The organism is Actinokineospora sp. PR83, from assembly GCF_021056305.1.
GTDB classification, from domain to species: domain Bacteria; phylum Actinomycetota; class Actinomycetes; order Mycobacteriales; family Pseudonocardiaceae; genus Actinokineospora; species Actinokineospora spheciospongiae.
This window is the reverse complement of record NZ_JAJCXD010000091.1, coordinates 14,485-32,651: the sequence shown is the minus strand read 5'-3', so window position 1 is coordinate 32,651 and position 18,167 is coordinate 14,485. Positions and strand designations below refer to the sequence as shown.

At 73.1% G+C, this 18,167-nt stretch carries 18 protein-coding genes; 13 read left to right on the top strand and 5 right to left on the bottom strand.

All coding sequences use genetic code 11. The features are described from left to right. The 4 genes from L6E12_RS28360 to L6E12_RS28345 all read left to right on the top strand — a co-directional run. The coding region (locus L6E12_RS28360) for a transglycosylase SLT domain-containing protein (RefSeq protein WP_236230983.1) at positions 1-1,050 on the top strand (1,050 nt) is incomplete at its 5' end. Between the two features lie 16 nt (positions 1,051-1,066). Then, the gene (locus L6E12_RS28355; protein ID WP_236230982.1) at positions 1,067-2,221 is read left to right on the top strand and encodes a pyridoxal phosphate-dependent aminotransferase; all 1,155 of its coding nucleotides are present in this window, start codon (positions 1,067-1,069) and stop codon (positions 2,219-2,221) included. A 40-nt stretch (positions 2,222-2,261) separates the two neighbouring features. Continuing rightward, on the top strand, positions 2,262-2,432 hold the full coding sequence (locus tag L6E12_RS28350; protein WP_236230981.1) for a hypothetical protein: 171 nt from the start codon (positions 2,262-2,264) through the stop codon (positions 2,430-2,432). Between the two features lie 39 nt (positions 2,433-2,471). Beyond that, positions 2,472-3,221, top strand: coding sequence for a potassium channel family protein (locus L6E12_RS28345; RefSeq protein ID WP_236230980.1), 750 nt, complete (start codon positions 2,472-2,474; stop codon positions 3,219-3,221). Here the strand turns inward: L6E12_RS28345 and L6E12_RS28340 are convergent. After that, complete coding sequence (locus tag L6E12_RS28340) at positions 3,193-4,218, bottom strand: low specificity L-threonine aldolase (RefSeq protein ID WP_236230985.1); 1,026 nt, start codon at positions 4,216-4,218, stop codon at positions 3,193-3,195. The two genes, L6E12_RS28345 and L6E12_RS28340, sit on opposite strands and share 29 nt — an antisense overlap. A gap of 151 nt (positions 4,219-4,369) precedes the next feature. Here L6E12_RS28340 and L6E12_RS28335 point away from each other — a divergent pair, with 151 nt between their 5' ends. From L6E12_RS28335 to purB, 4 genes are all read left to right on the top strand, one after another. Further along, positions 4,370-4,885, top strand: coding sequence for a SigE family RNA polymerase sigma factor (locus L6E12_RS28335; protein WP_236230979.1), 516 nt, complete (start codon positions 4,370-4,372; stop codon positions 4,883-4,885). A gap of 22 nt (positions 4,886-4,907) precedes the next feature. Next, positions 4,908-5,693 carry a hypothetical protein gene (locus L6E12_RS28330; protein WP_236230978.1) on the top strand — a complete coding sequence of 262 codons (786 nt, stop codon included), beginning with the start codon at positions 4,908-4,910 and terminating at the stop codon, positions 5,691-5,693. 84 nt (positions 5,694-5,777) lie between these two features. Continuing rightward, positions 5,778-6,350, top strand: coding sequence for a TetR/AcrR family transcriptional regulator (locus L6E12_RS28325; RefSeq protein ID WP_236230977.1), 573 nt, complete (start codon positions 5,778-5,780; stop codon positions 6,348-6,350). A gap of 45 nt (positions 6,351-6,395) precedes the next feature. Then, positions 6,396-7,835 carry an adenylosuccinate lyase gene (gene purB / locus L6E12_RS28320; protein WP_236230976.1) on the top strand — a complete coding sequence of 480 codons (1,440 nt, stop codon included), beginning with the start codon at positions 6,396-6,398 and terminating at the stop codon, positions 7,833-7,835. A 492-nt stretch (positions 7,836-8,327) separates the two neighbouring features. On the opposite strand, the gene L6E12_RS28315 is transcribed toward purB, so the two are convergent. After that, the gene (locus L6E12_RS28315; RefSeq protein WP_236230975.1) at positions 8,328-8,900 is read right to left on the bottom strand and encodes a hypothetical protein; all 573 of its coding nucleotides are present in this window, start codon (positions 8,898-8,900) and stop codon (positions 8,328-8,330) included. A gap of 58 nt (positions 8,901-8,958) precedes the next feature. Between L6E12_RS28315 and L6E12_RS35555 the strand changes: the two genes are divergently transcribed. Then, on the top strand, positions 8,959-9,777 hold the full coding sequence (locus L6E12_RS35555; RefSeq protein ID WP_236230974.1) for an MOSC domain-containing protein: 819 nt from the start codon (positions 8,959-8,961) through the stop codon (positions 9,775-9,777). Positions 9,778-9,781: 4 nt separating this feature from the next. Here the strand turns inward: L6E12_RS35555 and L6E12_RS28305 are convergent, their stop codons facing one another. Then, complete coding sequence (locus L6E12_RS28305) at positions 9,782-11,362, bottom strand: GMC family oxidoreductase (RefSeq protein ID WP_236230973.1); 1,581 nt, start codon at positions 11,360-11,362, stop codon at positions 9,782-9,784. Between the two features lie 76 nt (positions 11,363-11,438). Further along, positions 11,439-12,452 carry an NAD-dependent epimerase/dehydratase family protein gene (locus L6E12_RS28300; RefSeq protein ID WP_236230972.1) on the bottom strand — a complete coding sequence of 338 codons (1,014 nt, stop codon included), beginning with the start codon at positions 12,450-12,452 and terminating at the stop codon, positions 11,439-11,441. A 247-nt stretch (positions 12,453-12,699) separates the two neighbouring features. Here L6E12_RS28300 and purS point away from each other — a divergent pair, with 247 nt between their 5' ends. The 3 genes from purS to purL are packed head-to-tail and all read left to right on the top strand — an operon-like array spanning position 12,700 to position 15,877. Further along, entirely contained in the window at positions 12,700-12,939 is a 240-nt protein-coding gene (purS, locus tag L6E12_RS28295) for a phosphoribosylformylglycinamidine synthase subunit PurS (protein WP_035285010.1), read from the top strand. After that, positions 12,936-13,607, top strand: coding sequence for a phosphoribosylformylglycinamidine synthase subunit PurQ (purQ, locus tag L6E12_RS28290; RefSeq protein ID WP_110082547.1), 672 nt, complete (start codon positions 12,936-12,938; stop codon positions 13,605-13,607). The genes purS and purQ overlap by 4 nt, the downstream gene beginning before the upstream one ends. After that, on the top strand, positions 13,604-15,877 hold the full coding sequence (gene purL, locus L6E12_RS28285; RefSeq protein ID WP_236230971.1) for a phosphoribosylformylglycinamidine synthase subunit PurL: 2,274 nt from the start codon (positions 13,604-13,606) through the stop codon (positions 15,875-15,877). The genes purQ and purL overlap by 4 nt, the downstream gene beginning before the upstream one ends. A 71-nt stretch (positions 15,878-15,948) precedes the next feature. Here the strand turns inward: purL and L6E12_RS28280 are convergent, their stop codons facing one another. Further along, positions 15,949-17,436, bottom strand: coding sequence for an aldehyde dehydrogenase family protein (locus tag L6E12_RS28280; RefSeq protein WP_236230970.1), 1,488 nt, complete (start codon positions 17,434-17,436; stop codon positions 15,949-15,951). Positions 17,437-17,485: 49 nt separating this feature from the next. On the opposite strand from L6E12_RS28280, the gene L6E12_RS28275 reads away from it, so the two are divergent. Next, positions 17,486-18,127 (top strand): MBL fold metallo-hydrolase, encoded by a 642-nt coding sequence (locus tag L6E12_RS28275; protein WP_236230969.1) that lies wholly within the window; start codon positions 17,486-17,488, stop codon positions 18,125-18,127. The last annotated feature ends 40 nt before the right edge of the window (positions 18,128-18,167 follow it).

The window sequence follows — 18,167 nt, the reverse complement described above, 5'->3', positions numbered from 1 at the left end:
ATCGCCGACCTGGGCAGGCGGTTCAGCACCGCCGGTGCGGCCACCGCCGACTCGGTGGGCAAGCTCGACGGGTCGGTGAAGCAGCTCGACGGTGCCTGGCAGGGCGCCTCGGCCGACGCGTTCGTCGGCTACATGACCACCTTCGGCACCGCGGGCAGGTCGCTCAACGACGCCCTCACCGCCGCCGCGGGCGACCTCGGCACCGCCGCGACCGGCGTCCAGGGCGCCAGGGAGGCGTTGGAGGGCATGTTCGGCGAGCTGTACGACAACGCCACGAGCTGGACCACCGCGCACCCGGACGCCACCCCGGAGGAGCGGCGCCAGTACGTCGACGGCCTGGCGGGCGCCTACAGCGGCCGGGTCAGCGAGCAGCTCGACCAGGCCGACCGGGCCCTCAACACCGCCGCGACCGCCCTCAAGGGCAGGCTCGCCGCGGTCAACCCCGGGCTCTCCGCCATCCCGGACCCGGGCGGCCAGGCCTTCACACCGGGACCGGGCCGCAACATCGAGTGGACCCCCACCCCGGTCGAGGTCGAGGACGGCACCAGCCCGTCCTCAGCGGCCCCGTCCACTGCCCAGCCCGCCGCGAACACCCAGGGCGGTGGCAGCAGCAGCTCGGACAGCGGCGGGAGTGGCGGAGGCGGTGGTGGTGGCTCCGGCCCCAGCGGCCCGCCCCCGGCGACCAAGCCGCCGGGTGACGTCCAGGAGTGGATCAGGCAGGCGATCGCCGAGCTGCGCGCCCGGGGCATCAACGTGTCCGACGCCGACGCGCAGACCATCTGGGAAATCATCCAGCACGAGTCCGGCGGCAACCCCAACGCGATCAACAACTGGGACTCCAACGCCGCCAAGGGCACCCCGTCCAAGGGCCTCATGCAGACCATCGACCCCACCTTCGAGTCCTACAAGCTGCCCGGCCACAACAACATCTGGAACCCGGTCGACAACATCTGCGCGGGCGTCAACTACGCCATCCAGCGCTACGGCTCGCTGGCGAACGTCCCCGGCATCAAGGCCACCCACGGCGGCGGCGGGTACGTCGGGTACTGACGCATAGGGTGCGGACATGCACCCCCTGAAGGTCGCCGCGCGTGCCGACGTCCCGCCGTTCTACGTCATGGACGTGCTCTCGGCGGCGAACGCGCGCCAGCGCACCCACGGCGACGTGGTGTCCTTCGCGGCGGGCCAGCCGTCGACCGGGGCGCCGCGGGCCGTGCTGGAGGCGGCGCGGGCCGCGGTGGGTGCGTCCGGCCTCGGGTACACCGAGCAGTTGGGCATCCCGGAGCTGCGCGCGGCCATCGCGGGGCACTACGACCGCTGGTACGGCCTGGTCGTCGAGCCGGACGACGTGGTGGTGACGACCGGCTCCAGCGGCGGGTTCCTGCTGGCGTTCCTGTCCGCGTTCGACGCGGGCGACCGGGTCGCGCTGACCCGCCCGGGCTACCCGGCCTACCGCAACATCCTCTCCGCCCTGGGCTGCGAGGTCGTGGAGCTGCCGTGCCTGCAACCGACGGTCGAGGTCCTGGCCGAGGCGGGGCCGCTGGACGGCGTGATCGTCGCCAGCCCGGCCAACCCGACCGGGACCGTGCTCGCCGCCGCCGACCTGGCGGGCATCGCGGGCTGGTGCGCCGAGAACGGCGTCCAGTTGGTCAGCGACGAGATCTACCACGGCATCTCCTACGGCGCCGAGACCGCGACGGCGTGGGCGTTCGCCCGCGAGTCCATCGTGGTCAACTCGTTCTCCAAGTACTTCGGCATGACCGGCTGGCGCCTGGGCTGGCTGCTGGTGCCGCCCCGGCTGCGGCACGCGGTGGCCTGCCTGACGGCGAACTTCACCATCTGCCCGCCCGCGTTGTCGCAGCACGCCGCCGTCGCCGCGTTCGCCGAGGAGACCTACGCCGAGTTGGACGCGCACGTGGCCCGCTACGCCACCAACCGCGGTCTGCTGCTCGACGGCCTGGCGCGGCTGGGCATCACCGGGGTCGCCCCCGCCGATGGCGCGTTCTACGCCTACGCCGACGTCTCGCACCTGACCACCGACTCGATGGGCTTCTGCAAGCGCTTGCTGGCCGACACCGGGGTCGCCGCGGTGCCCGGGATCGACTTCGACCCGGTCGACGGGGGCCGGTCGATCCGCTTCTCCTTCGCGGGCGCCACCGAGGACGTCGTGGAGGGCCTGCGCAGGCTGGAGCCCTGGTTGGGAACGTTCGGCACCCGCTGACCGTTGGAGAGGTGAGCGTCGGTTCGGGGAGGGACACGCAATGGTTGTCAAGATCATCGGTGCGATCATCGTCATCTGGATCGCCTTCAGCCTCATCGGTTTCCTGTTCAAGGCGATCGGCACCCTGCTGATCGTCGCCGCCGTGGCCACGGTCGGCGTGCTGGCCTACGGTGCGATCAAGGGCAAGGTCGGCGGGGGACAGATCCGCTAGCCACTGGTCCGAACGGGTTTCCCGGGTGAGGATGTCCCGGTGCCCGAGCCAGCCGAACCACCCGAGCCCCGCCTGGCGGCGTGGGAGGCGCGCACCGACCTCGCCATGACGGTGCTGGCGGTCGTGTTCCTGGCCGCCTACGCGTGGCAGGTGCTCGGCACCGGCGCGTCCCCCGGCCTGCACACCGCCCTGGAGGTGGTGCTGTGGGTGGTGTGGGCGGTGTTCGCCGCGGAGTACCTGACGCGGCTGTGGCTGGCGGAGCGCAAGCTGCGGTTCGTCGGGCGGCACCTGTTCGACCTGCTCGCCGTCGCGCTGCCGATGGTCCGCCAGCTCCGCGCGCTGCGGCTGATCACCGTGTTCAAGGTGATCAACCGCCGCCTCGGGGTGAACTTCCGCGGCCGGATCGGCGTCTACGTGGCGGGCACCACCGCCCTGGTCGTGCTGTGCGCGGCGCTGGCGGTGCTCGACGCGGAGCGGTCCAGCCCGGACGCCTCCATCACCAGCTTCGGCGAGGCCCTGTGGTGGACGATGACCACCATCTCCACCGTCGGCTACGGCGACCTCTACCCGGTGACCACCGAGGGCAGGCTGGTGGCGGTCAGCCTGATGGTCGGCGGCATCGCCCTGCTCGGCGTGGTCACCGGGGTCATCGCGTCCTGGTTCGTGGAGAAGATCGCGGGCGCCGAGCAGTCCATCGAGGACAGCACCCGCACCGAGGTGGACTCGCTGCGCGCGGAGATCCGGGAGCTGCGCGAGCTGCTCACACGCGAGCGGGGCTCTCCGCGCTGATCCGGCGCAGCGCCTCGCCGATGTCCGCCGTCGGCACGTCCCGGTGGGTGACGAACCGGACGCCGCCGGGCACGGCCACCGCCTGCACGCCCACCCTGGCCAGCATCGCCAGCGTCACCTGCGCGTCCGGGACCACGGCGAGGACGATGTTGGTCTCCGGCCGCCGCACCTCCCAGCCCAGTTCGGTCAGCCCGTCGGCCAGCGACTTCGCGTTGGCGTGGTCGATCGCCAGGTCGTCCACCCGCTCCAGCGCGAGGATCCCGGCCGCGGCCAGCACCCCGCCCTGCCGCACCCCGCCGCCGAGCATCTTGCGCACCCGCCGACCCTCCGCCACCAGCGTCGACGGCCCCGCCAGCACCGACCCGACCGGTGCGCCCAGCCCCTTGCTCAGGCACACCTGCACGGTGTCGACGCCGACCGCGAGCGCCGCGGGCGGCACCCCGAGCGCCACCGAGGCGTTCCACAGCCGCGCCCCGTCCAGGTGCACCCGCAGCCCCGCCTCGCGCGCCGTGGCGACCAGCCGCGCGTGCTCGTCGGGCTGGGTGACCGTGCCGCCCGCGAAGTTGTGCGTGTTCTCCAGGCACAGCAGCCGCGTCCGCAGCGCGTAGTACGGGCCGCCGGAGGACGCCATCGAGCGCACGTCCTCCACCGAGATCCGCCCCGGCCCGCCCGACCACTCCAGCGGGTGCGGCATCCCACCGGCCAGCCACGCCGCACTGCCCAGTTCGGACTCCAGCACGTGCGACCCGCGGGCGGCGAGGAACCGGTCGCCGCGGTGCAGGTGCAGCACCAACGCGATCAGGTTGCCCATGGTCCCGCTGGGCACCCACAGCGCCGCCTCCATCCCCACCAGGCCCGCCACCTGCTCCTCCAGGCGGCGCATGGTGGGGTCGTGGTCCAGCACATCGTCGCCCACCTCGGCCGCCGACATGGCGATCCGCATGGTCTCGTCGGGCTGGGTCACGGTGTCGGACCGGAGGTCGATCGTGCGCGGCATGGTCACGATCCGATCACACCACACCGGGGGCGGTCCCACTCGACACCGGGAAAACCGGGGGTGGCGCACGTCTCACCCGATGGGCGTGCAACCGTTGTGCGGGGAACGTCCGTCCCCCCATCGGAAACGACACGAGCGGGAGAGCGTCCGCGTGGAACAAGGCGAGGAGCAGGCGTTCGCGGAGTACTTCGCCGCCCGGCGCGACGCCGTGCGGCGCACCGCGTACATGCTCTGCGGCGACTGGCACCGGGCGGACGACCTCGCCCAGACCGCGTTCGTCGCGCTGCACCGCCGGTGGCGCAAGATCCGGGACCGCGGGGCCCTGGACGCCTACGTCCGGCGCAGCGTGGTCAGCGCGCTGATCGACGAGACCCGCCGCCCGTGGCGGCGGGAGCGCGGCGTCGAGGACGTGCCCGAGACGCCCGCGTCCGACCACGAGGTCGGCGAGTCGGTGGCGACGCGGTCGGCGCTGCTCGACGGACTGGCCAAGGTGCCGCCCCGGCAGCGGGCGGTGCTGGTGCTGCGGTTCCTGGAGGGGCTCGACGTCGCGGGCACGGCCGTGGCGATGAAGTGCTCGGAGGGGACCGTGAAGAGCCAGACCGCGCGCGGGCTCACCGCGCTGCGCGACGTCCTGGGCGACGCCCTGGACGACCTGAGGACCCCGTGACGACGAGGAGGTGGAGCTGAGGATGGACGAGCGGAAGATCGCCCAGTTGTTCGACGACGCGGTCCCGGACGCGCCCCCGCCGTCGTTCGGCGCGGACGAGGTGCTGGCCGAGTCGGCCCGGCTCACCCGCAGGCGCAACAACGCCCTGGCGGGCACCGCGCTGGGCGTGGTGCTGCTCGCCGGGGTCGCCGTCGCGGGGTTCGCCGTGTCGAGCGAGGACAGCGGGGCGGGCAGCCCGGTGGCGGCTGTGGCGCCCGGGAACGCGGAGGGCACCGCAGGCACGTCCCCGAACGGGGTGCAGGACAGCAACAGCCCCCGCGTCATGACCGCCCCCACGGGGGCCGGTCCCACGAACGCTCCGTCGGCTCCGCCCAAGCAGGGGGGCGGACCGACCGGAGGCACCGGCGGCTCCGGAGGAGAAGCCGGTGGCACCCCCGGTGGGTGCGCTGAGGTGGACCGGGAGCTCGCCGCTGCCCTCGCGGGCGGGCTCCCGGCCCCCTCTGCCACCTCGGGGGACTACGTCCGGTCCCCGCTGGCCTGCCCGCCCGGCGCCCGGTCGGCGGCGTTCAACGCGCGCAACGGCCCCACCCGGGGCCTGGTGTCGATCATGCTGGTGCCCGCCGGGGCGCGGCAGCTCCAGCAGCCCCCGTGGGACAGCCGCCCGGACGGCACCCTCGGCGTGGTGGTGCAGACCCGGTCCGGCGCCCAGTTGGTCATCGCCGAGGAACCGGTCGCGGGCACCACCGACCTGCCCCTCGACGACGCGGCGCTGCGCGGCATCGGCGACGAGCTCGCCCGCACCCTCTGACCGGTCTGGCACGATCCACCAGACCATGAAGACCGACAGCACGAGGACCGACAGCACCGCAGCCGACCGCCCGGTGGGCGGCGCATGACCACCGCGAGCACCCCCAAGGGGGAACGCCGCCGCCAGGCCCTGATCGAAGCCGCCGCCGCCCTGCTGGTCGACGGCGGCTTCGACGCGGTCCGGCACCGGGCCGTGGCCGAGCGCGCGGGCCTGCCGCTGGCCTCCACCACCTACTACTTCGACTCGCTCGACGAGTTGGTCGCCGCCGCCGTGGAGCACCACAGCCGCGCCGAACTGGCCTGGGGCCGGGCCGCCCTCGACGAGCCCGCCGACCCCGGCCGCCTGGTGGACCTCGTCCTCGACCTGCTGCTGGGCCCGCAGACCACCGACCGCGACGCCGAGGCGGTCCTGCTCCGCTACGAGCGCTTGGTGGCCACCGGGCGGCGCCCGTACCTGCGGCCGCTGATGCTCGAACTCGGCGCCGAACTCCGCGAGCTGCTCGCCGAGGCCGTCACCCGCGCGGGCGGGCACCTCGCGCCGGGGCGGCTCGAACAGCTCATCGCCCTGGTCGACGGCGCGGTGGTCAACGCCCTCATCGAGGTCAACCCGGACCCCCGGGCCGCCGCCCGCCGGATGCTGCGCGACTTCCTGGCCTGACCCGGGCGCCGGGAACCCGCAGGCCACCGCCTAGGCTGGTCAGACGTGACCGCCGCGCAGAAGCCCCGCATCCCCAACGTCCTCGCCGGACGCTACGCCTCGGCCGAGTTGGCCCGGCTCTGGTCCCCGGAGGAGAAGGTGCGGCTGGAGCGCGAACTCTGGCTCGCCGTCCTCACCGCCCAGGCCACCCTCGGCGTGGACGTCCCCGCGGGCGCCGTCGACGACTACCGCCGCGTGCTCGACACCGTCGACCTGGCGAGCATCGCCGAGCGGGAACGGGTCACCCGGCACGACGTGAAGGCGCGGATCGAGGAGTTCAACGCCCTCGCCGGGCACGAGCACGTGCACAAGGGCATGACCTCGCGCGACCTCACCGAGAACGTCGAGCAGCTCCAGGTGCGCCGCTCCCTGGAGCTGGTGCGCGCCCGCACCGCCACCGTCCTCGCCCGCCTGGCCCGCCTCGCCACCGAGCACGCCGACCTGGTCATGGCGGGCCGGTCGCACAACGTCGCCGCCCAGGCGACCACCCTGGGCAAGCGCTTCGCCACCGCCGCCGACGAACTGCTGGTGGCCTTCGCCCGGCTCGACGAGCTGATCGATCGCTACCCGCTGCGCGGCGTCAAGGGCCCGGTGGGCACCGCCCAGGACATGCTCGACCTCCTCGGCGGCGACGCCGACAAGCTGGCCGAGCTGGAACGGGTCGTCGCCGAGCACCTCGGCTTCGCGCACCGGTTCACCAGCGTCGGCCAGGTCTACCCGCGGTCGCTGGACTACGAGGTGGTCACCGCGCTGGTGCAGCTCGCCGCGGCCCCGTCGAGCCTGGCCAAGACGATCCGGCTGATGGCCGGGCACGAACTGGTCACCGAGGGCTTCAAGCCCGGTCAGGTCGGCTCCTCGGCCATGCCGCACAAGATGAACACCCGCTCCTGCGAGCGGGTCAACGGCCTCGCGGTCATCCTGCGCGGGCACGCCTCCATGGTCGGCGAACTGGCGGGCGACCAGTGGAACGAGGGCGACGTGTCCTGCTCGGTGGTGCGCCGGGTCGCGCTGCCGGACGCGTTCTTCGCCCTCGACGGGCTGCTGGAGACGTTCCTGACCGTCCTCGACGAGTTCGGCGCTTACCCGGCGGTTGTGGCCCGCGAACTGGACCGGTACCTGCCGTTCCTGGCGACCACCAAGGTGCTGATGGCGTCGGTGCAGGCCGGGGTGGGGCGGGAGACGGCGCACGAGGCGATCAAGGAGCACGCTGTTGCCGTGGCTCTGGCCATGCGCGAGCGCGGGGCTGAGCGGAACGACCTGGTGGACCGGTTGGCGGCGGATGAGCGGATTCCGCTGGACCGGGGGCGGCTGGATGCGCTTTTGGCGGATCGGTTGCCGTTCACCGGGGTGGCCGGGGCGCAGGTCGTGGAGGTGGTTCGGCGGGTTGAGGAGGTGCTGAGCCGATTCCCTGATGCTGCTGGGTACGTGCCTGCGGCGATCCTGTAGCTGCGTCTGTGGTTAAGGGCCCGGTCGTTTGTCGTTGGTGCCCGGGTGGGTGGATCTGCTTCGCCGGGACCATGCCGCGTGCTTCGGCTCAAGAGCCGGGAGTTTTCGGGGCGTGCCCGGGTGGGTGGATCTGCTCGGGCGGGGCCCCTACAGCGATCATGCGCCCAGTGTGACCGAGTGGGGCGAAAAGATGCCCCACAGCCCAGGCAGGCTTGCACATGATCGCTTCCCCCACCCAAGCAAATCCACCCACCCGGGCATGTCCCTAGCCGGGCCGGCGGTTGCGGGGGTGGTCGGCGGCTGCGCACTGTGGGGTTCCGGGTGGCGGGCCGCCAGACCGGCGGTTGGGCGGGTGGTCGGCGGCTGCGTTCCGGGTGGGTGGTGGCTGCGCCGGTGGGGTTGGGCGTGGCTGGCCGCCGGGCCGCCGGTTTGGGGTGGCTGGTTGGCCGTTGCGCCCGGTGGGGCGGGGTGGCCTGCTGTGCCTGCGGGGGCCTAGAAGCCCCAGGACCAGCCGCCGTTGCCTTCCAGGGTGCCGGGGCGGAAGACGATGGTGCCGGTGGTGAAGCGGGTGTCGAGCACGATGCGGCCCCGGTAGGTCTTGTCGGGTTTGCTCAGGACCGGTAGGCGGTCGGTGGTGGGGAAGCACTTGTCGGCGGCCGGGGTGCGGACGTCGGTGTCCTGGGTGTTGTCGGGGCCCAGGACCTTGAAGTCGGCGGTGTTGAGGTCGGTGAGGGTGGTGCCGTCGTAGTTGGGGCCGGTTTCGGCGGTGATGGTGATGGCGACGAAGTGGCCGTTGGTGGCCTTGGTGCGGGACTTGCCGGTGCACTTCGGGTCGACCTGGATCTTGTCGAACTGGAAGGAGACCATCAGGCCCAGGGCGTCGTCGCGGATGCCCGCCGGTTCGCCGAGGCGCTTGGGGAGGAGGGTGACGACCTTGGCGGTGGGGGTGGGGGTGGTCCGGGTGGGTGTGATGCCCGACATGGTGGGGTCGCCCTCGACCGTGGTCGTGCAGGCCGCCGTCAGCGCGGCGGCCGCCGCCGCAAGCAGGACCGACCTGGCGCGCACGGGTGCCTCCCCTCGCGTTCGCGGTTCCCATTCTCCCACGTCGCGGTAGTTTGTCGAGGTGGCAACGGTTTCCGCACTGGTGTACTACCCGGTCAAGGGCTTCGCCGGGATCGCGCTCGACGAGGCCGAGGTGACCGGGACCGGTCTGCTCGACGACCGGTTGCTCATGGTGGTATCGGCTGATGACGGTGTTTTCTTGAGCCAGCGGACCCACCCGGCGATGGCCGCGGTGCGCCCGGCCCCGATCCCCGGTGGCCTGCGGCTGGCCGCTGGCGGCACCGACGTGGAGATCGAGATCACCCCCGACGGGCCGCGCCGGGCGGTCAGCCTCTTCGGGCGCTGGTTCGGCGAGGGCGTCGACCAGGGCGAGCGGGCGGCCGAGTGGTGCTCCGGGGTGCTCGGTGCCGCGGTGCGGCTGGTCCGGGTCACCCCCGAGCACGACCGCGACGGCTGGGGGCTGCACCCGGGCAAGGTCGGCTTCGGCGACGCGCACGCACTGCTGCTCACCTCGGAGTCCTCTTTGGACTCGCTGAACGAGCGGATCGCGGCCACCGGCGCCGACCCGGTGCCGATGGACCGGTTCCGCCCCAACGTCGTCGTCACCGGCTGGGCCGAACCGCACACCGAGGACCGGGTGCGCCGCCTGCGCGTGGGCGGCGCCACCCTCGGCTACTCGACCAGGGCGATCCGCTGCGCGGTGCCCACCGTCGACCAGCGCACCGGGGTGCGGTCCGGGCCGGAGCCCGTGCGCACCCTGGCCGCCTACCGCCGCGAACCGGAGTTCGACAACCGGGTCAGCTTCGGCGCCAAGCTCGCCGTGCTGGTCCCGGGCGCGGTGGCGGTCGGCGACCGGGTCACCGTCGACGAGTGGGGGTGAGCGGTCAGGACCGGATCAGGTCGGCCGCCTTCTCCGCCAGCATGATCGTCGGGGCGTTGGTGTTGCCGCGCGGGATGAGCGGGAAGACCGAGGCGTCGACCACGCGCAGGCCCTCGACGCCGTTGACCCGCAGGGCCGGGTCGACGACCGCGGCCTCGCCGGTGCCCATCGCGCAGGTGCCGACCGGGTGGTACAGGGTCTGCGTCCAGGTGCGGATGTGGTCGGCCAGCTCGGTGTCGCCCAGGTCGGCCCGGTCGGGCAGGAACGGGGAGACCAGGTAGCGGCCGATGCTCGGCTGCCGCGCGATGTCCCGGAGCATCCGGGTGGCGGCGATGGTCGCCTCCAGGTCCGCCGGGTCGGCGTAGTAGGCCGGGTCGATCAGCGGGCGCCAGCGCGGGTCGGTCGACCGCAGCCGCAGGGTGCCCCGGCTCTTCGGGGCGACCAGGGTGGTGGCGGAGGTGAAGCCCTTGGCCGCGGGCTCGCGCATGCCGTTGTCGTAGAACATGGTCGGGGCCACGTGGAACTGCATGTCCGGGGCGTCGAGGCCGTCGCGGGTGTGCACGAAGCCGCCGCCCTCGCCGATGTTGGACGACAGCGGGCCGCGGCCGAGGGCCTGCCACTGCAGGAGCCTGCCGGGGGTGAGGAAGTCGGTCATGTCGCTGGTGCCCCTGGTGGTCCAGATGACCGGGGACGCCGGGTGGTCGTGCAGGTTCTCCCCGACGCCCGGCAGCGACACCGCCACGTCGATGCCCAGTTCGCGCAGGTGCTCGGCGGGCCCGATGCCCGACAGCATCAGTAGCTGCGGGGAGTTGACCGCCCCACCGGAGAGCAGCACCTCCCGCTCGGCGCGCACCACCGACGTCTGCCCGCCGCTGAGGTACTCGACGCCGACCGCACGGCCGCCGTCGAGGACCACGCGGGTGCTCAGCGCGCCGGTGCGCACGGTCAGGTTCTCCCGCCCCAGCGCGGGCCGCAGGTACGCGTCGGCGGTCGACCAGCGGCGGCCCTTGTGGCAGGTGACCTGGTAGAGGCCCACGCCCTCCTGCTCGGCGCCGTTGAAGTCGTCGTTGCGCTTGAGCCCGGAGGCGACCGCGGCCTCCACCCAGGCGGTGGTCAGCTCGTGGGTGTAGCGGCGGTCCTCCACGTGCAGCGGGCCGTCGGTGCCGTGCAGCGGGCCGCCGAGCCGGGTGTTGCGCTCGGCCTTGACGAAGTACGGCAGCACGTCGTCGTAGCCCCAGCCGGTGGCGCCGTGCGCGTCGCGCCAGGTGTCGTAGTCGGCCCGGTTGCCCCGGATGTAGATCATCGCGTTCATCGACGAGCAGCCGCCGAGGGTCTTGCCGCGCGGCCAGTACGCCGAGCGCCCGCCCATGTGCTTCTGCTCGACGGTCTCGTAGTTCCAGTCCCACCTGGTCTTGAACAGCGACGAGAACGCGGCCGGGATGTGCAGCTCGTCGGCGTCGTCCGGCCCGCCCGCCTCCAGCAGCAGCACCGAGGTGCCGGGGTCCTCGCTCAGCCGGGCCGCAAGCACGCAGCCCGCGCTCCCCGCCCCCACGACGACGTAGTCGAACGATTCCCGAACCGTCACGTCGGCCTCCTCGCCACCGGGGGTGTCGCGCCTGATCCTGCCCCCTCCCGGCGCCGGGGGACAGCCTCGGGCGACCTCACTCCCCCGGCGACCCGCCCAGCGCGGCCAGGACCTCCTCCTCTTCCGCCCGGGACAGCCCGGCCTTGCGCTCCCGGTCGAGGCCCAGTTCTCGCTCCCGGTCCAGGGCGCCCGCCACCGCGTCCACCAGCGACCGCGGCGTCAGCCCGGCGGCCAGGGCCGGCCCGGCGTCGCGCGCGGTCATGTACCGGTGCGTGGCGGGCAGCCACAGCGGCAGCGAGCGCGGCCCGCCCCACGGCGCGACCCGCAGCTCGGCCAGCCGCCCCTCGGGCACCCGGACGAACTCCACGTCGCCGCCCACCGCCTCGGCGACGTCGGCCAGCAGGTCGAGCAGCCCGCCTGCGGGCCCGATGCCGTCGTACACCCCGGTGGCGCCCTTCTCCCCGGCGTCGACGATCCAGGCCGCGAGGTCGCGCACGTCCACGTACTGGCTCTGCAGGTCGGTGTCGGGCACCACCACCCGGCCGCCGCGGGCCAGCCGCGCGGGCCAGTAGCCGAACCGGTCGGACTCGTCGCCCGGCCCGGTGATCAACCCGGCGCGCACCACGAACGACCGGTCCGCCCCGGCCGCCCGCAGCACCGCGTTCTCGCTGGCCACCTTGATCGAGCCGTACCGGTCCGGGTCGTCGCCGAGGGTGTCGCGGCTGCCGTGCTCGGCGCGCGGCGGCAGCAGCGGGTCGCCCACCCCGGTCGGCGGGACGCCGAAGTCCGCGTACGCGCTGACCGAGGACACGAACGACCAGTGCCCGACCCGGTCGGCCAGCGCCTCCAGCGCCCGGCTCACCCAGTCGTAGGAGATCGGCGCGACGTCGACGACGGCGTCGAACCGCTCGCCCGCCAGCGGCGCCAGCCCGTCCGGGGCGTCCCGGTCCACCTTCACCAGCCGGGCCCCGGGGGTCGCGTCCCCGGCCAGCCCGCGGGCGGCGCACACGACCTCGTGCCCGCGCGTCACCGCCTCGGCCGCCACGGCGCGGCCGAGGAACCGCGTTCCACCCAGAACAAGGAGTCGCATGCCCCCACCCTGTCCGGGGACCGGCGGGCACGCCAGCTTTCTCGCCTGCAGCGAACATCGAACACACGTTCGAGTGATGTCGGGCGCGGGAGGTGGCGCCCGGGTGCTGAGCGGGCGTTCACTGGTGTGGTCCCAGCAGGGCGTCGGTGGTGCGCGTCACCGTCGGGCGGCCGGGTCGGAAGAGTGAACCCCCAGGTCAGGTACGCTTCTGCGGTACCGGCCCCGCGAAATTCAGGAGCAGCCAGCCGTGCCCCGAGTCGTCGTCGATGTCATGCCCAAGCCGGAGATCCTCGACCCCCAGGGACAAGCCGTCGCGCGCGCGCTGCCCCGCCTGGGGTTCGACGGCGTGTCCGATGTCCGTCAGGGGAAGCACTTCGAGCTGGAGGTCGACGACTCGGTCGACGACGCCACGCTGGCGAAGATCGCCGAGGGCTTCCTGTCCAACCCCGTCGTGGAGGACTTCGTGGTCCGGCGGGTGCAGTCGTGAGGGTCGGGGCGGTCACCTTCCCCGGCACCCTCGACGACACCGACACGCTGCGCGCGATCGCCGCCAGCGGCGCCGAGGCGGTGCCGCTGTGGCACGGCGACGCCGACCTGCGCGGTGTCGACGCGGTGGTGCTGCCCGGCGGCTTCTCCTACGGCGACTACCTGCGCGCCGGTGCCATCGCCCGGTTCGCCCCGGTGATGGGCGAGGTGGTCGACGCCGCCCGCAAGGGGATGCCGGTGCTGGGCATCTGCAACGGCTTCCAGGTGCTGTGCGAGGCGGGTCTGCTGCCGGGCGCGCTGCTGCGCAACGCCGGGCTGCACTTCGTCTGCAAGGACCAGTGGCTCAAGGTGGAGAACAACACCACCGCCTGGACCTCGCGGTACGAGCCGGGCGCGGAGATCATCATCCCGCTGAAGAACCAGGACGGCCGGTTCGCCGCCCCCCGGTCCACTGTGGACGAGTTGGAGGGCGAGGGCCGGGTGGTGTTCCGCTACCTCGGCGACGACCCCAACGGCTCCCTCGGCGCGATCGCCGGGATCAGCGACAAGACCGGGCGGATCGTCGGCCTGATGCCGCACCCCGAGCACGCCATCGACGCGCTGACCGGCCCGTCCGACGACGGCCTCGGCATGTTCCTGTCCGCCCTCGACAGTGTGGTGGCCTCATGATCGACACGGTCGACAACGCCAAGAACACCCCCGACCAGGAGCAGCCCTACCGCGAGCTGGGCCTCAAGGACGACGAGTACGCCCGCGTCCGCGAGATCCTCGGCCGCCGCCCCACCGACGCCGAGCTGGCCATGTACTCGGTGATGTGGAGCGAGCACTGCTCCTACAAGTCCTCCAAGGTGCACTGGCGGCACTGGTCGGCGAACACCACGCCGGAGATGCAGGCCAAGATGCTCGCGGGCATCGGCGAGAACGCCGGTGTGGTCGACATCGGCGACGGCTGGGCGGTCACCTTCAAGCTGGAGTCGCACAACCACCCGTCCTACGTCGAGCCCTACCAGGGCGCGGCGACCGGCGTCGGCGGCATCGTGCGCGACATCATGGCGATGGGCGCCCGCCCGCTGGCCGTGATGGACCCGCTGCGCTTCGGCGCCCCGGACCACCCCGACACCCGGCGCGTGCTGCCCGGGATCGTCGCGGGCGTCGGCGGCTACGGCAACTCCCTCGGCCTGCCCAACATCGGCGGCGAGGTCGTGTTCGACAGCTCCTACCAGGGCAACCCGCTGGTCAACGCGCTGTGCGTCGGCGCGATGCGCGCCGAGGACCTGCACCTGGCGCACGCCACCGGCACCGGCAACAAGGTGATCCTGTTCGGCGCCCGCACCGGCCTCGACGGCATCGGCGGCGTGTCCGTGCTGGCGAGCGAGACCTTCTCCGGCGACGAGGGCGGCACCGGTCGCAAGAAGCTGCCCGCCGTGCAGGTCGGCGACCCGTTCACCGAGAAGGTGCTCATCGAGTGCTGCCTGGAGCTGTTCGGCGAGGGCATCGTGGTCGGCATCCAGGACCTCGGCGGCGCCGGGCTGTCCTGCGCGACCAGTGAACTGGCCAGCGCCGGTGACGGCGGGATGCTGGTGCAGCTCGACAAGGTGCCGCTGCGCGCGACCGGCATGACCCCGGCCGAGGTCCTCTCCAGCGAGTCGCAGGAGCGGATGTGCGCGGTGGTCAAGCCGTCCGATGTGGACGCGTTCATGCGCGTGTGCGCCAAGTGGGACGTGATCGCCACCGAGATCGGCGAGGTCACCGACGGCGACAACCTGGTCATCACCTGGCACGGGGAGACCGTCGTCGACGTGCCGCCGCGCACCGTGGCGCACGAGGGCCCGATGTACTCCCGGCCCATCGCCCGCCCCGCCGACCAGGACGCGCTGGTCGCCGACGGCCCGGAGAAGCTGCCCCGTCCGTCCACACCGGACGAGCTGCGCGCGCTGGTGCTGCGGATGGCCGCCTCGCCGAACCTGGCCTCGCGGCGCTGGGTCACCGAGCAGTACGACCGCTACGTGCGCGGCGGCACCGTGCTCGCCCAGCCGTCGGACTCCGGGATGATCCGGGTCGACGAGGAGACCGGGCGCGGCGTCGCCCTGGCCACCGACTGCAACGGCCGGTTCGTCAAGCTCGACCCGTACACCGGCACCCAGCTCGCGCTGGCCGAGGCGTACCGCAACGTCGCCGTCTCCGGCGCCACTCCGCTCGCGGTCACCAACTGCCTCAACTTCGGCTCGCCGGAGGACCCGGCGGTCATGTGGCAGTTCGAGCAGGCGGTGCGCGGGCTGGCCGAGGGCTGCAAGGAGCTGGGCATCCCGGTCACCGGCGGCAACGTCAGCTTCTACAACCAGACCGGCACCACGGCGATCCTGCCCACCCCGGTGGTCGGCGTCCTCGGGGTCATCGACGACGTCCGCCGCCGCATCCCCACCGGGATCGGCGCCGAGGCGGGCGAGACGCTGCTGCTGCTCGGCGACACCCGCGACGAGTTCGGCGGCTCCGAGTGGGCGCACGAGGTGCACGGCCACCTCGGCGGCACCCCGCCCAAGGTCGACCTGGCCAGGGAGAAGGTGCTGGCCGACGTGCTGCTCGCGGGTTCCCGCGACGGCATGGTCTCCGCCGCGCACGACCTGTCCGACGGCGGCCTGGCGCAGACCCTGGTCGAGGCGTGCCTGATCGGTGAGGTCGGCGCCCGCGTCTTCCTCGACCCCGACCAGGACCCGTTCGTGCAGTTGTTCAGCGAGTCCGCGGGCCGCGTCCTGGTGGCGGTGCCGCGCTCGGAGGAGCTGCGGTTCACCGAGATGTGCGTCGCCAGGGGCCTGCCGGTCCGCCGCACCGGGGTGGTCGACCCCGAGTCGGACGCGCTGGAGTTGCAGGACATCGGCACCATCCCGCTGCCCGAGCTCCGCGAGGCGTGGGAGGGCACCCTGCCCGCCCTGTTCGGCTGATCGACACAGCGGAGGGCCCCCGACCTGGTCCAGGTCGGGGGCCCTCCGCTTGTTTCCGACGGAAACGGTGGTCAGCGGCGCCTGCCGTGCAGGAGCGTGATCAGCTTCGCCACCTGGGCGTCGACCTTGGGGCCCCGGGCGAACGAGGTCAGCGTCAGCGGCGCGGTGAACCGCTGCCGGGTGATGGCCTTGGCCCGGCCGAACTCGCGCAGCCCCTCCGGGCCGTGGATGCGGCCGAAGCCGGAGTCGCCGCTCCCGCCGAACGGCAGCGACGGCACCCCGGCGAAGCTGATCACCGAGTTGACCGAGGTCATCCCGCTGCGCAGCTTCCTGGCCAGCTCCATGCCCCGGGCCTTGGCGAACACCGAACCGCCCAGGCTGTACTTGGAGTCGTTGGCCTTGGCCACCGCCTCGTCCATGTCGCGGACCTTGGCGATGGTCAGCGTCGGCCCGAAGGTCTCCTCGCGGACCGCTGACGCGTCCTCCGGCACGTCCACCAGCACCGTCGGCTGCACGAACCGCTCGCCCACCGCGTCGGCGCCGCCGACCACGGCCCGCCCACCGGCCGCGAGCGCCTCGGTGATGTGGCGGCGGATGATGGCGAGCTGCGCGGGCATGGTGATCGGGCCGATGGTGGCCGAGTCGTCGTAGCCGGGGCGGACCGCGGCGGCCTTCTCGGTGACGGCGGCGACGAACCGGTCGTAAACCTTCTCGTGCACGTAGACGCGCTCGATGCCGGTGCAGGTCTGGCCCGCGTTGGACATCCCGCCCCAGACCGCGCCGTCGGCGGCGGCGTCGACGTCGGCGTCCGCGTCGACCAGCATGGCGTCCTTGCCGCCCGCCTCGATCAGCACCGGGGTCAGCGTCTCCGCGCAGGCGGCCATGATCTTGCGGCCGGTGGCGGGCGAACCGGTGAAGGCGATCTTCGCGACCCCCGCCCGGCACAGCGCCGCACCGGTCTCGCCGTAGCCGGTGACCAGTTGCAGCACCGGCTGCTCCGGCACCGCCTCGGCGAACGTGCGCACCAGCCACTCACCCACGCCGGGGGTGTACTCGCTGGGCTTGAACACCACAGCGTTGCCCGCGGCCAGCGCGTACGCGATCGACCCCATCGGCGTGAACACCGGGTAGTTCCACGGCCCGATCACCCCGACGACGCCCAGCGGGTGGTACTCCACCGACGCCGCCTGGTTCGACATGAGCAGGCCGGGCGAGCGGCGGTGCGGGCCGAGCACCTTCTTGGCGTTCTTCGCCGCCCACGCGGTGTGGTCGATGGCGAGGATGATCTCCAGCATCGCGTCCGCGTGCGGCTTGCCGGTCTCGGCGTGCACCACGTCCGCGAGCTGCGCCGCACGCCGGGTCATGGTGCCCTTCCAGCGCTGCAACCGCTCGGCCCGGCCCGCGAAGCCCAGCGAGTCCCACCACGCGGCGGCGGCCTCGGCGCGGCGCACGGCGGCTTCCACCTCCTCGGCCGTGTGGACCGGGTGGGTGCCCACCACCTCGTCCGTGGCCGGGTTGAGCGACTCGAAAGTGGTCTGCTTCGACTGCACGCTGGTCATGCCTCCAAGCTACCCAGCGGTAAGCCCGGGTGGCGATACCATGACCGGTGTGAAGGTGACGCACTTCGGGCACTCGTGTGTGCTGCTGGAGACCGGCTCGGCGGCACTGCTCATCGACCCCGGGGCGTTCTCCTCCGGTTTCGAGGACCTGCGCGACCTCGACGCCGTGCTGGTCACCCACATGCACGCCGACCACCTCGACGGCCCCCGGCTGGCCGAGCTGATGGCGGCCAACCCGCACGCCGAGCTGGTCCTCGACGCCGCCTCCGCCGCCGAGGCCGCCAAGTCCGGGCTGACCGGCCGCACCGTGCGCCCCGGTGACGGGCTGGAGCTGGGCGGGGTGCGGGTCGACGTCGTCGGCGGCGCGCACGCCGAGATCCACCCGGAGGTCGAGGTCCCGCCGAACCTGGGTTACCTGGTCGACGGCGGCGCGTTCTACCACCCCGGCGACTCGTTCTTCGTGCCCGACCGGCCGGTCGACGTCCTCGGCCTGCCCACCGGCGCCCCCTGGTTGAAGCTCGGCGACGCGGTCGAGTTCTTCCGCGCCGTCGCGCCCAGGGTCGCGGTGCCCATCCACGAGCAGACCCTCAGCCGGGCCGGGATCGACATGTCGCACCACCGGTTCGCGGGTCTGGCCCCCGAGGGCGCCGAGGTGAGGGTGCTGGCGCCGCGGGAGACCACAGCTCTCTGATCCACCGGGTGGGGTGAATCCGGGGGTTTTTCCGACCCCG

What these genes read in the sequence shown, in the direction of transcription:
- L6E12_RS28325 (WP_236230977.1), top strand. Translation starts at nt 5,778, where the DNA reads ATGACCACCGCGAGCACCCCCAAGGGGGAACGCCGCCGCCAGGCCCTG.
- L6E12_RS28340 (WP_236230985.1), bottom strand. Translation starts at nt 4,218, where the DNA reads ATGCCGCGCACGATCGACCTCCGGTCCGACACCGTGACCCAGCCCGAC.
- L6E12_RS28330 (WP_236230978.1), top strand. Translation starts at nt 4,908, where the DNA reads ATGGACGAGCGGAAGATCGCCCAGTTGTTCGACGACGCGGTCCCGGAC.
- L6E12_RS28355 (WP_236230982.1), top strand. Translation starts at nt 1,067, where the DNA reads ATGCACCCCCTGAAGGTCGCCGCGCGTGCCGACGTCCCGCCGTTCTAC.
- L6E12_RS28280 (WP_236230970.1), bottom strand. Translation starts at nt 17,436, where the DNA reads ATGACCAGCGTGCAGTCGAAGCAGACCACTTTCGAGTCGCTCAACCCG.
- L6E12_RS28300 (WP_236230972.1), bottom strand. Translation starts at nt 12,452, where the DNA reads ATGCGACTCCTTGTTCTGGGTGGAACGCGGTTCCTCGGCCGCGCCGTG.
- L6E12_RS28350 (WP_236230981.1), top strand. Translation starts at nt 2,262, where the DNA reads ATGGTTGTCAAGATCATCGGTGCGATCATCGTCATCTGGATCGCCTTC.
- purL (WP_236230971.1), top strand. Translation starts at nt 13,604, where the DNA reads ATGATCGACACGGTCGACAACGCCAAGAACACCCCCGACCAGGAGCAG.